Here is a 12,061-nt window from a genome sequence, read left to right as displayed (position 1 = left end):
TTCCGATAGTGCAAACTAGTTTCTTCAAGTTCAAACGAAATCCCCAACCTCATGATATAAAACGCGTTTTGTAGAAACTAGTGCAAGCCGGTGCGAACCAAGCATCAGCCGACTTGTACCCTGATGTGTACCCCGGAGTCCTGCATGGCAACAAACGTCTTGAGCGATCGGAAGGTGGCCACGGCCAAGCCGCGCGACAAGGAATATCTACTGGCTGATGGCGCCGGCCTGGCGCTGCGGATTCGCCCGGACGATTCCAGGCTCTGGATCTTTCGCTACACGTCAGCCACCGGGAAGCCAGCCAAGAAATCGCTGGGACCCTACCCTGCGGTGTCGCTGCTTGAGGCCAGGCAAAAGGCGGCGCAGATGCGCCAGCAGTTGCAGAAAGGCATAGATCCAGGCTCAAAGGTAGAGGGGCGGCCTGAGACGATCCAGGCGCTGTTCGAAGCCTGGGTCAAGGATTCACTATCGCAGCGCAGGAACGCCAAGGGCATCTACGCGTGCCGGTCTCGCATGGGGCTACACGTTCTGAAAGCGGCCGGCAACGATCGCATCGCGTCATTGACCAAGGCGCGCATACTGGACCTGCTGGCTCCGATCGTCCGCGCAGGGAAAGGCCCGCAGGCCAACTGCGTCCTGATCGACGTCAAGCAGATGCTGGCCTACGCTGCCGAACGGGAATGGATCGAGGGGAACCCCGCCGCGCTGATCAAGAAGGCGAGCGTGGGGGGCAAAGACGTGGTACGCGACCGTGTGCTGGATGGCGCCGAAATCAAGCAGCTGCGTGACAAGCTGCTGGCCGCCACCGGCATGACGCTTTCTGCGCAAGCGGCCTACTGGATCGCGCTGTCGACCATGGCCCGAGCCGGGGAAATCGCGGCGGTGCGTGAAAGCGAAATCGATTGGAATGCCAAGGAATGGACGATCCCAGCGGCCAAGAACAAGTCGAACCGCGAGCATGTCATCCAGCTATCCGACTTCGCAATGTATTGGCTGACCGTGTTGCGCGAGCAGCCACGGCCAGGCGATTACCTGATCCCCGGCAAGGGCGGCGTGGGACATGTCTCATACCGATCGTTCAGCCACCAAGCGACGATGCGGCAGGAAAGTGAGAGCTCCGGCCAGGGCCTTGGCGTGCGCGGCGAACTATCACTGGCTGGCGGCCCATGGACCACCCATGATCTGCGCCGCACGGGTGCCACCCTCATGGGCGAGTTGGGTGTGGCGGAAAACGTCGTGGAGAAGTGCCTGAATCACGCGGAGCAAACCAAGCTGGTGAAGGTCTACCAACGGCAGAAGATGATGCCCCAGCGCCGCGAAGCTTTTGACATGCTGGGCGCACATCTGACCAAGCTTGTGGGCGACCCGCACACTTGGGGGCCGATCCAACTGAAGCCGCGCCGGCCCAAGGTCGTACCACTGCGCGCGGCATCCTGAGAGAAACCCATGGCCGACAACGGCATCCTAGAGCAAGTCCCCGGCCCCTTCATCGCCCAGGCATCCCAGACCCTACCGCCAGCGGCCACCGCCGAAGAGCGGGATTACGAGGTGGTCATCGACGCCGGCCACGTGGGGCCCGTGCGCCTATTCTTCCGCAAGCAGAAGGCCAAGCGCGGAAAGTTCAGCCATTGGTTCTGGCGGGCGCATCGCGCGGAGCGGGCTCCGAAAATGGGAGCTTGAATATCACCGAACCCAGAATTTGCTACGATTCACCCGGCTTCGGACTACCAACGAGGAAAACTATGAGCACCACCAGTAGTGAGTACGGCAAACTGAACGCAGAAGAACATTTAGAAGTCAGCATCCGCGCGCAGCGGCTGGCCCTCGGCTTTCTAGCTGAATCCGTTGCAAGCCTTTTCGACCCGAAAGCCAGAGCGGCATTTCAGGAAAGGCTAAACCATTGGGCGGAAGAAGCCGACATGCACGGCGGCGAGCCCCTTTACGGTGAAACTGCGGATTTGCTCCGAGTGATGGCCGAACGAGTGGGCGAATGCGCAAAAAGCGATGCGCCTCGGGCGCAGGCCAGCCAGCACTGATCGCTGGCGCTGTCAGGGTGCACCCGGCGTCACGCTGCGGATGTAACCCTGCAACGCATTCACCTGGTCGGCCCATCGAGCAGCATCTTTTCCCAGCTGCTCATATCGCCCGACACACGACCCAATAATTCCGATCCAGTCGGGGCCGGCAGCATCAAGTCCGCCGCCGGCTGCGGCAGCTTCGGCGCGCCGCTGGGCAAGCTGGCGCAGCAACCCGTCAATCCGGCTACGCTGAGTAGCAACAGTCTTTTCAGCAGCTTCGCGCGCCAGCACGGCGCCTCGGTGTTTGGCATCAGCACGATCTCTTTCCTCCTGCCAGGCGCGCTCGATGGCAGCCTGGCGCTTTTCTATTTCCGCCTGCTTGGCCTCGGCCCCGGCCTGGTATTGGCTAGCGCCGTACCAGCGCACGCCCAGTCCTGCGCCCACCACGAGAGCAGCACCAATCAGATACGGTAGCGCGGCGCGCAGCAGCGGGCTCATGGCGTGTTCAGCCAGTCAGGGACGTGCGCGGTCGGCGCCGGCTGCGGCTCAAGCGCTTCTTCCACCTTCTTGACCGCAGTGCTGGCCGATTTCGCCGCAGCGGTGGCCTTGTTGGCAGCTGTTCCGGCCTTGGATACCGCACCTTTGGCGGCCTGGACGGCTGCGTCGGCCTGCTTCACGATCGGGGGCAGCCGGTCCTTGAGGATCACCATCAGTTCCTGGTTGATCGTCTGCATGCGGGCGATTTCCTGCTGGTGGGACGCATCCGAAGAAGTCAGAGACCGATCGAACCAGACATACAGCGGCGCGCCGAAGATCATGCCCCCCAAACACAAGATACCCAGGTAGGCGGCCCAAGCCTTGAGACATCGAACCAGATAGTTCGCACGCTCCGCGTCGCAGCGGCACAGCCTCTCAATGACTTTTCCCATAGTCCTCTCCGATTTCATCTTCGCTAGCCGGCGGTGGCTCCCCCGTCAATTGGGCGATCCGCACGCGCGCCTCGTGAAGTTGGTACTTGATCAGGCGCATGTCTCCCTTCATAGACGCCCAGTCCGCGCGCATTTCCTGGAGCTGCCTGTCCAGTTCGATCGCGCGCATCTTCCATTGGTCGCGCTCTGCGATGATGGTTGCGAGCGCGCCACCTGATGCCGTAGCGTTAGCAACGCTGTTGTCCAGGGTCCTGAGAAGCAGCGGCACGAGCCACTTGCCCACAAACCCAGTGACCAGCACGGCCAAGCCCGCATAGATCCCCTTTTCAAAATCCATCACTACCCCGCGAGCGTGCCGCCGGCGCGCGATTTCCATTCACGCGGGATCTGGAAATGTGGACCGTCCTTGAACGTCCGCCAGTCGCCGCCCCACTCCACCGGCACGCCCAGCTCGGCAGCGCAGGCCTTGACCACGTCCGCCAGGCCCTTGAACTGGCTCCAGTCGCCCCACGGGATGGCCCCGTCCACCAGCGGCGCCAGGTCGACCGCATGGCCAAGCCCGTCCGCCTGCGGCAAGTGGTAGCTGTTCATGGTCTGGCTGGCGCCCTTGGCGACATATTCGCGTTGCTGCTCCACGGTACGTACACCTTCAACGACCGTGAAATCCACGGGCGTGCGCTCGATGGCAAGTTTCACCACTTCGACCAGGTCGGGGTGCACTCCGGCAAGGCGCGACAGGCTGCGCTGCGATAGTTGGAACTTGCTCATTTCAGGTTTCTCCGGGCAAGAAAAAGCCGCCTTGCGGCGGCGGTTTGATCGTAGAATCGGCGCATGAATTTCGATCCAATCGTTCTCGGTTATCTGGCGGCGGCCATCATCCTAGGGGCCATTGACGCCTGGCGCCGCAAGTAGGCCGCCCACGGCAGCGGCGCCTGGCAGCAGGAAAGGCCCGCTCACCGGGGCCTGGCGCCGCATCCCTTCCGCAAGCAATCCCGGTAGAACATTCTCGACACTGCGCTGGCGCAGCGATATTTCAATGTTGCGCAGCGGCGTGAGAAGCGCGGCCTCACCGAACGGGATCTTGCCCACTGCCGACTTCAGGAAGTCATAGCCACGGCCCGCCAGCAGTGCGCCCGAGTTGCTATTGTTGACGGCCGATCCGACCGGCTGCGCCTGCATATAGCTGCCTACGCGCCCCACCGCACGCAGTTGCGCGATTTCCTCCGGGCTGAAGAACTGCGACAGCTTGCGCGGGCCAATCGCATTCAGCGCCTTGTTGTAAGCGGCAGAGCTGAACTTGCCCACCTCGTCCGCCGCGCCGTTGAGCGCCTTCCCCTTCAAGTAATCGACCAAATGGTCGCGCACGGCGCCAACCGCCTGCGCGTTGTCGCCCAGGCCCTGCCGAAGCGCAGCCACATCCGCCGCCGTGGCGTTCTTACCTACGATGTACCGGCTCACGAACTGATCGGGCGTTGCCGAGCCTTCGAACACCGCCCGAAGCGCGGGACTCGCTTCAACCCCCCTCATCATTTCGCGGTTCGCGGCGCGGGCCTGGTTGAACGCGGCGATGGCGTCCTCTCCCAACTGCGTAGAGCCGGTCACGCCCGGCGACATGCCAGGGTTCACCGCGCGCGCGCCAGCGGCGCCGGGCTGCTGTCCCAGGCCCAGCACCGGCGTGTTGTCCAGCTCGTTGCGCACAACGCCCAGAGCCATACGCACCTGACCGTCGGAAGATGCGCGCTGCAAGTTGCCCATGGCCGTCTTTAACTGCTCGGCATAATCCACGGTGAACGGCACTTCGCCCCGCGCAATGCGGTTCAAGTGGTTGCGCACGTCCGCCGGCAAAGCCCCGCCTAGCAGCCGGTCGTCCAGCGCTTGCGCGGCGCGATTGGTGAACGATGCGCCGTCCAGCGGGAAGCTGCGCCCTGAGCTGTCGCGCGCGGCCGAATAGAGATTGGAGACGTTCGCGCGCTGGGCGTCCAAGTTGCGCGAGAGCGCACCGATGGCCGCTTCGCCGGCGTCGACCGCATCCGGGGCGCGCGCGGCTCCCGAATCGTTCAGCCGGTTGATCAGGGTGGCGTTGTTCTGGTTCTGGATGCGCGGCAGGCCCGAAAGCTGGTTGTCCGAGCTGTTGGCGGCGATCTTCGCCAGGTTTTGTTCGCGGGTGACCTGCACTGGATCCAACGTGATCGAGCCGCGCGTAGGCGTGGCGCCGACAGCACGAAAATCAGCCAAGCGGCGAACGGCGTCCGGGCGCAGTTCGCGGCCGGTGCGCAGAGCCGATTCCATTTCAGCGCGAAGCCCCCGCGCCACATCCCTGGGCAGCGTTGACAGATCCACGCCAGCCTCGTCCATCAGGTTCGTGAAGCGTATATCCAGGTCGGCCGGGCGCGCAGTGACGCGCGCCGCTGCGTTGCGTGCCATGTCTGCCATGCTGTTGGTGGCCATGACCGCCCCGCCACCAAGCAAACCGCCGGCAAGCGACGCGCCAAATTGGCCCATTGCTCCGGCGCCGTTCTCACGCGCTGTTCCGCCCAGCAGGCCTGCACCGGTGGCGGACCCCAACTGCGTGCCGGGATTGGCGGCCAGGCCGGCCGCGACGCCCTGCCCCAGCCCCGTTGTGCTGGCCGTGGGCAGCAGACCACCGGCCGCCTGGGCACCACCACCAGCAGCCCCCAGCAAGCCCATCATGCCGCCGCTGCCGGCCATCAGCCGCGCCGCATCGCCCACGACGCGCTCTTGTCGCGTCTCAGGAGACGGCAGGCCCATCGAATCGGCCAGCGACGCCATAGTGCTGCCCGATGCTGCGGCGGTTGGTAGGCCTGCCAGGCTCGCCAGCGGGTTGACCACATACTGACGCAGCGGCTCAGTCACAACCTGCGCGGCCTGGCCAAGCCCCTCCAGCCCATACCGTGCCGTAAGCCCTGCTTGGCGCGCCCATTCTGCTGGCGAGCCCAGGCCATCGAAGAAGCCTTTCTCTGCGGGCGCCGGCGCGGCGCTTGGCGTTTGCGCCGGTGCGGACTGCACGGAGGCTGCATCCGGTTGATCCGACATAGCAGCTGCCGCAGGGGTAGCCTTACGCGCTGCTGTGCGTGCGCCGGAGAACACGTCGCCATCGTCCTCGCGTGCGGGCGCGGTCGGGCGGGCAATCGCAGTCTTGGCCCCGCCGAAAATTTCGTCGTTCACGCCTGCCTCCGCTGACGGAAAGATCGCGCCTGCAAGTCGGTCCATGGCGCCACCAATGCCGCCAAGTCCGCGCACCGTGTCGGTCGCAGCGACCAACTTGCGCACATAGTCGGGGTCTTCGGCATAGCCTCCCGCCTTCAACGCCTCAGCGTACTGCTGGGCATTCCGGCCAGCGTTCATAGCGGACTGATAGCGTCGCCCCAGCAGGCCGGCGAAGTCCTGCCCGAACTCGTCGGGCGTCGCATACGCGCGGTACTGGTCATTGCTGCCCGTCATGTTGTCGACCGCCGCCACGCCGCCGCCGGCGAAGTCTTTGATGTTGCCTAGGTTGTTGGTGCCTGGAATGACGCTGCGGCCCCATCCGGTTTCAAGACCCCACTGACCCAACAGGATAGCGGGATCAACACCGATCTGGCCGCCAACGGTGTCCGCGAGGGGCCCGTACTGATCCACGAACTGCTGCGGCTTCGCCATTATTTGGCCTCGAAAAGGGGGTTTGCCGCCGACCATTCGGCCAGCGCCGTGTCGAAATCGTTGCCTTTGGGGTCCAAAGAATCGAGCCGGCCATACTTCTGGCGCCACTTGCGCGCCGCCTGCGCAACGTCTTTGTTCCTCTCCAGCACGCGCACCTGATAGTCGATGAGCTGTTTGCGGCCGGCGTCGGTTTGGTTCAGGCCAGGCACCGACTGCATCAGGAAGTTCCGGTCAGCATCCGACATCGCCCCAGGCATGCCGCCACCATTCGCGGGGTCGCGCAATTGCAGCGCCAGTTGGTTGCCGATCGCCGCCGCAGCCTCCTTGTTTGGTAGGTTCGGGTCAACCTCCAGGCCGATGGAGTTCAGCAGCTTTGCACCAGTCATCCCGACGTTGGACAAGCTGCTGCCGCTGATTCCGTCCAACAGCGAGCCGATACGCTGATAGTTGGCTATCTGCTTGTCGGCGTTCATACCGGATTTTTGCAGAGTGTTGTAGGTGTCGGCTGAGGCCTCTGCAACAGACTTTTCGAAGGCCTGATCCGCCTGGCTCGGGATAAGCCCCGCACCGGCCTGGCGTCCACCGTCTTGCCCCAACATCCTCGGGACGTCGGACGTAAGCACCTGCTGGCGGCGCCCACCCGGGAGGGTGATGTCGGTGGTCGTGTACCGCCCTTGTGCGCCCGCAATGGCCCCGGCTTCCGCCGCCTTAGCCGCAGCGTTTGCATCGCTGTAGCCCTGGACCGGTCGTGCCATCGGGCCGTTCGGGCCCATCACCAATTCCATCCCTTCGGGCAGCTTCGGCGGGCCGTACTCGATCGCGCCCGTCACCGGGTTGCGGTAGGCTGCGCCAGATTCGCGCTTCACGCCATCGGTTGCGTACTTGTACATGTCGAACAGGTCGGGCCCACCCATGGCCTTAAGCGCCATCACGTCCGGCAACGAAAGGTTGAAGCCACCGCCGCCGCCGGAAGGCGCGGCACCACCGAGCAGGCCGGGGCTGCCTGCCGGGACCGGCCCGGCCAGCAACGGGCCGGCGGGCGTGGGCGATCCGGCCGGTGCGCCGCCAGGCGCCATCATCGCGCCGCCCGTGTCGCCGGTGATGCGTCCGAGCGTCGCCATGATGCGGTTTTGCTTTTGCGCGTCCTGTTCCAGCTTCTGAATCTGGGCTTTGCGATATGCCTGCATGTCGCCTGCCGTTTGAGCTTGCTGGAACGCTTGCAATCCAGTCAGGCCGCCCATGCCGATCGCGCCTTGAGAGTTGGGCCCGCGCGCGCTTCCAAGCATAGCCAATCCGGCCGCCAGCAACCCCTGGTTCGCGGGGTCCTGCAAAGCAGAAAAGAACCCGCCTTGCGGGTTGTCGTTGCCATAAGAGGCCATGTTTTCCTCTACTTGAAAAGGCCGAAGCCGGTGAGAAGCGAGCTTCCTTTCAGATCCTTGAATGCCTTCCCAAACTGGAAAGAGCCAAGGTCAGCAGCAAACGACATGTCTTTGCCGAGGCCCATACGGTCGTTCTTGCCGAACAGCATCGGAGCCCATCGATTGTCGACGTCCTGACTCAGTACACGGCCCGTTGCGAGGTCCTTGTAATAGTCCGAGCCGCTGCGGCGATAACCGTTTTGCTTCGCGTAGTTTTCGTTTGCGATTCCTGCCAGGATGAGAGCGCCGATACCCGTCGCGCCCAGTGCGGCGGTGCCACCAGCAGCGCCCGCACCGCCCGCCGCAGACGTTCCACCACCCAGACCGCCGAGTCCACCCGCGCCACCTTCAGCAAACGCGCCCAGCGTGCCGCCAGCACCAACCCCGGAAGTCGCGGCGCCACCCGTGGCGAAGGCTGGAGACACGCTCATCCCTCCGAGACCGCCAAGACCACCGCCGCCAACAGGCCCCCAAACGCCTGTCATCCCCTCCGTTGACCCCAACGCGGCGTTGTTGCTGGCCGCTTTGGGCAAAAACTGGCGCGCCAGGTTCATATTCATAGAACCTTGCTGCTGCTGTTCCTGCTGCTGACGCTGCGCTTGCTGGGCAAGCAGCATTTCGCGCTGGCGGCGTGCGGCGTCCGCCGTCTGGCCGGCAGTATTGAGGGATTGGATCAACTGAGGGCTTAGTGTCGTGTTCATGCTGTCCTCACAAGGCGCTCAACAAGCCCAGGCCGCCGCCAATGGCAGCACCATACCCGCCCATGCCGCCCATACTATTGCCGATGGCCCCACCAGCGAGCGCACCACCCAGGCCGCCGGCGATCGGGTTGGACCCACCGCCCGACGACGTGCTGGTTCCCCCGATACCGGCCCCTGGCGACACGATCGACGCATAGTTACCGAGGTTGGACCAGTTGAAGGCGTCGCCTGCGCCAAGCAGGGACAGCATCTGTTGATAACGCGCATCGTCAGCAGCCTGTAGTGCGTTGCCCTGCGTGAGCAAATTCGACCCCATGTTGGCGTAGTTGAGGCGGTTGTTGACATTGTTTTGCGCAACCGTGGCGGCTTGATCGTTGAGGCCGGTCGCCACTTGTTGCATGCGGTTCTGCGCGTTCTCAAATGCCGAGCCGCGCAGGTTTGCGGCCTGCGTTCCAAGAGCGTCGGAGACACCTTGAGCACCAAGACCTTCGACGATGCCTTGCCGGGAGCCGCCGAATCCGCCCGCCGCCACCGCGCCAGAGCGCATGCCGGGTGCGACGTTCTCAAGGAAGTTGCTGGATAGGTCCTTACCCAGTGCCGCGATCTGTTCGTCCAAGTAGGGATTGTTGACCTGGCCAGACAGCAATTGTTGAAGTGCCGTAGTGGGATCTAGCGCGCCTTGCGCTGCACGCGCGGCGGCCAAATCCACTTGGGAGCCTTCCCCGGATAGCATCGAATTACCCGTATTCAGCACGTTCTGAGAATACTGGGGGTTGGTGGCTTGACGCCCTTGAAGCGTTGCCAACCACTGGTCAGTAATACCCTGCATCTCGGGAGTCCATCCGCCCTGCTGATAGAGCTTGGCGGCCTCTCCATAGATCCCAGGCGTGCCAGGGCTTGTCGTGGTGATGTAGTCGTCTGCGGAATAGATGGGCGATCCGCGATACGCAAAGCCACCGCCGCCCTCACCAGACCCATAGCCACCGGGATCCCCGCCGTACCCATCGCTATACCCAACCGGCTTTGCCCCCGGCCGCAAACTGGTGGTAGTTTGCCCGCCCTTCCCGGTGAGGTAATCTTGAACGCCCGACCACGGTTCCGACTTCGTGGTCTGCGTGCCGCCGCCGCCGCCGCCTTTGCTCATTGAAGTTCCTTTGTCACATTCACTGATTCTTCAGCCCACCCATAGGAGGCAAGCTGACGTGTCCAGCCACGGCGTCCGTGCAGGCAGACGCGCCGGCAACCCTTCGACCGGGCAAAATTCGATATAACGTCCTCGACCGCGAAGAGCCATTCATTCATGCCCTGGCCGCCGAGGCATACCGCCACCAGGGCAGACCCGTTTGAAGCGGTGGCGATGCGAGTTACGAACGCGGCGACCAGGCCGGGCGCGTGGACGGTCCACAATTGGTAGTCCTGATTTACGATCAGCGCCCGGACGTCATCGATCGACTCCAGCGATTTCCCTTCGGCAAGCGCGGCAGCAATCCAGCTTCGAACATCCGGCCACACAAGATCCACGGACGACGAGGGGACACCCTGGATGCGGATCACAGCTTCGTCCATACGCCTCCCAGGTATCCGTAATACCCAGCCCCTTCCCCTGGATCCCAGGTTGGCGCGCCAAGTGCGAGAACAACCATGCCGTCGCGCGGCTTGGCCGGCGGCTCCTTTTGCGCGGCCAAAAACAAGAATTGGCTCTGGCCATCCATTGCTTCGCGGATCTTGATCAGCTCGCGCTGCAAGAACATGGCGTCATATCCGGAGGGGACGTCTCCTGGCGCGTATGCCATCAGTAGCCCCCCAGGACGTCTACGTCCATGTCGAACTGCTTCATGCGCCAGGAAACGATCGTTGTCGACTCGAAACGCACGGCCAGGTAGCGGCCTGACACTTCATCGTCGACCCTCAGATCCTGACCGACGATAAAGGGTACCGGCGCATTCCATTCCACCGCCTGCTCAAGATCGTCTTGAGCGCCCAGATAAATGTTGATCTGAGTCCCGGGGTTCGCCTCGATGCGCGGGCGCACACCCTTGCAGTACTTGATCTTTTCGGGCACGTCAAAGGACATTCCTGTCTTCTCAACGCGGCATACCATCGGCTCGCCCTCGTGAGTTTTCCCAACGTCCTGCAACGAGAGCTTTTGACCCACCGCCGTGGCCAGAATTACACGAGGCGCTGCTTCGGTGTAGGAGTACTGGTTCCACACCGTGTCATCCGTAACCCAAGGCTCAGGGTCGCTATTCCAGGAATTCCCGAAGTCATAAACCACTGTTCCCACTGCGCCAGTGGACGCCTGTTCGATATCCCGTATCGACCACGTGCCATCCTTCCAATTCCATATCAGTGCGACATCCGGCCATTCCGACCCCGCCGATGGAACGCAAAACCATGCCTCGTTCCGATACAGGTTTGATACGGCAAAGGAGCGGTCATAGTGTTCGGCGTCAAGGTTGTTGAATAGCCACTGGCGCACGCGCCCGTCGGCAATTGACGTAACCGTCGAGCCGTCGAAACTCACCACATCGCCCTGGGTCAGCACCAAGTGCCCGCCTGCATAGACAGCAACGCAGTTCATAGCCAGCGCGCCGACGGTCTTATCAATCGCCTTGCGGCTCCATATGTACGGTGCTCCTACATAGTCCAGCGCCCAAATGCTGTTTTCCTTGTAGACGATCAGCCGATCGCCAAGCGGTACGGCATCGACAATCAGGTCTTCGGTATCAGCGAGGTCAAATTCGCCGGCATCTTTTGTAGGGTCTGCGAGGTCCCAGGAAACAGGCAACGTCCCTGGATCGGCAGGATGGGACCAGCGGACTCCGTATGGAAGTCGGGTCCCGCCGTCCGTGTTGTTCAAGGCGAAAAGGAAATTGCGGAAAGGGCGCAAAATCTTCGTGCGCAGCGTAGCCGGCCATGCCGGCAAGTCCGCGGCCTTTACCGCAGGGTCGCCGCCCCAATACTGCGGAACATCGACACCGTTGTTGACCACCAGCACGCCCGACAGCACGCCACCACTCCAGCGATCGTCCTCGGTGCCGGTGTATGGCCCCGTCGTGCGCGTGAGGTCATAGTGATCGGAGTTGCGAGTAGCCACCAGTTTTTGCAGCCCTGCATATACCCAGAAGCGCCCAAGGGTTCCTTGCATGGGGAACAGTCCATACGGCGCGGCCAGCAGGTCCCCGTGTACCCGCGTGTCGCCGGTGAACTTCTCCGTGTATCCATTGCGGAATCGAATGTTCCGTCCGCCGGACCACTCCTGCGCAGTCAACTCATGCGGGAAGCCGTCGAAATTCAGGCCCATGCCCATGTTCCGGAAGGGGATCATGCTCATG

14 protein-coding genes are annotated in these 12,061 nt (G+C 63.1%); 3 read left to right on the top strand and 11 right to left on the bottom strand.

All coding sequences use genetic code 11. The features are described 5' to 3' along the window. The first annotated feature begins 144 nt into the window (after positions 1 to 144). From API01S_RS28365 to API01S_RS28355, 3 genes are all read left to right on the top strand, one after another. The gene (locus API01S_RS28365) at positions 145 to 1,437 is read left to right on the top strand and encodes a tyrosine-type recombinase/integrase (RefSeq protein WP_061306719.1); all 1,293 of its coding nucleotides are present in this window, start codon (positions 145 to 147) and stop codon (positions 1,435 to 1,437) included. Positions 1,438 to 1,446: 9 nt separating this feature from the next. Next, complete coding sequence (locus API01S_RS28360) at positions 1,447 to 1,680, top strand: hypothetical protein (RefSeq protein WP_061306718.1); 234 nt, start codon at positions 1,447 to 1,449, stop codon at positions 1,678 to 1,680. Positions 1,681 to 1,742: 62 nt separating this feature from the next. Beyond that, positions 1,743 to 2,036 (top strand): hypothetical protein, encoded by a 294-nt coding sequence (locus API01S_RS28355; RefSeq protein WP_061306717.1) that lies wholly within the window; start codon positions 1,743 to 1,745, stop codon positions 2,034 to 2,036. 12 nt (positions 2,037 to 2,048) lie between these two features. Here the strand turns inward: API01S_RS28355 and API01S_RS28350 are convergent, their stop codons facing one another. The 11 genes from API01S_RS28350 to API01S_RS28300 all read right to left on the bottom strand — a co-directional run bounded on the left by API01S_RS28350 (position 2,049) and on the right by API01S_RS28300 (position 12,060). Next, on the bottom strand, positions 2,049 to 2,516 hold the full coding sequence (locus API01S_RS28350; protein ID WP_061306716.1) for a hypothetical protein: 468 nt from the start codon (positions 2,514 to 2,516) through the stop codon (positions 2,049 to 2,051). Next, the gene (locus API01S_RS28345) at positions 2,513 to 2,947 is read right to left on the bottom strand and encodes a hypothetical protein (protein WP_156487206.1); all 435 of its coding nucleotides are present in this window, start codon (positions 2,945 to 2,947) and stop codon (positions 2,513 to 2,515) included. The genes API01S_RS28350 and API01S_RS28345 overlap by 4 nt, the downstream gene beginning before the upstream one ends. Next, positions 2,931 to 3,284 (bottom strand): hypothetical protein, encoded by a 354-nt coding sequence (locus API01S_RS28340; protein WP_061306714.1) that lies wholly within the window; start codon positions 3,282 to 3,284, stop codon positions 2,931 to 2,933. The genes API01S_RS28345 and API01S_RS28340 overlap by 17 nt, the downstream gene beginning before the upstream one ends. Positions 3,285 to 3,286: 2 nt before the next feature. Beyond that, the gene (locus API01S_RS28335; protein WP_061306713.1) at positions 3,287 to 3,715 is read right to left on the bottom strand and encodes a M15 family metallopeptidase; all 429 of its coding nucleotides are present in this window, start codon (positions 3,713 to 3,715) and stop codon (positions 3,287 to 3,289) included. Positions 3,716 to 3,826: 111 nt separating this feature from the next. Continuing rightward, positions 3,827 to 6,607: a glycoside hydrolase family 73 protein gene (locus tag API01S_RS28330; RefSeq protein ID WP_061306712.1), complete on the bottom strand. Its 2,781-nt coding sequence runs from the start codon at positions 6,605 to 6,607 to the stop codon at positions 3,827 to 3,829. After that, positions 6,607 to 7,986, bottom strand: coding sequence for a hypothetical protein (locus API01S_RS28325; protein WP_061306711.1), 1,380 nt, complete (start codon positions 7,984 to 7,986; stop codon positions 6,607 to 6,609). Before API01S_RS28325 ends, API01S_RS28330 begins: the two co-directional genes overlap by 1 nt. A gap of 8 nt (positions 7,987 to 7,994) precedes the next feature. Then, positions 7,995 to 8,726 carry a hypothetical protein gene (locus API01S_RS28320; protein WP_156487205.1) on the bottom strand — a complete coding sequence of 244 codons (732 nt, stop codon included), beginning with the start codon at positions 8,724 to 8,726 and terminating at the stop codon, positions 7,995 to 7,997. Positions 8,727 to 8,733: 7 nt separating this feature from the next. Then, positions 8,734 to 9,870, bottom strand: coding sequence for a hypothetical protein (locus tag API01S_RS28315; protein WP_061306709.1), 1,137 nt, complete (start codon positions 9,868 to 9,870; stop codon positions 8,734 to 8,736). Next, positions 9,867 to 10,292: a hypothetical protein gene (locus API01S_RS28310; RefSeq protein WP_061306708.1), complete on the bottom strand. Its 426-nt coding sequence runs from the start codon at positions 10,290 to 10,292 to the stop codon at positions 9,867 to 9,869. Before API01S_RS28310 ends, API01S_RS28315 begins: the two co-directional genes overlap by 4 nt. Then, positions 10,277 to 10,477: a hypothetical protein gene (locus API01S_RS28305; protein ID WP_061306707.1), complete on the bottom strand. Its 201-nt coding sequence runs from the start codon at positions 10,475 to 10,477 to the stop codon at positions 10,277 to 10,279. Before API01S_RS28305 ends, API01S_RS28310 begins: the two co-directional genes overlap by 16 nt. 41 nt (positions 10,478 to 10,518) lie before the next feature. Next, positions 10,519 to 12,060, bottom strand: coding sequence for a hypothetical protein (locus API01S_RS28300; protein WP_061306706.1), 1,542 nt, complete (start codon positions 12,058 to 12,060; stop codon positions 10,519 to 10,521). Between the last annotated feature and the right edge of the window lies 1 nt (position 12,061).

This window comes from Achromobacter piechaudii NBRC 102461, assembly GCF_001571245.1.
GTDB lineage: Bacteria > Pseudomonadota > Gammaproteobacteria > Burkholderiales > Burkholderiaceae_B > Achromobacter > Achromobacter piechaudii.
Note: the sequence above shows the minus strand (reverse complement) of the source record. Positions and strands in the feature narration are given on the sequence as shown.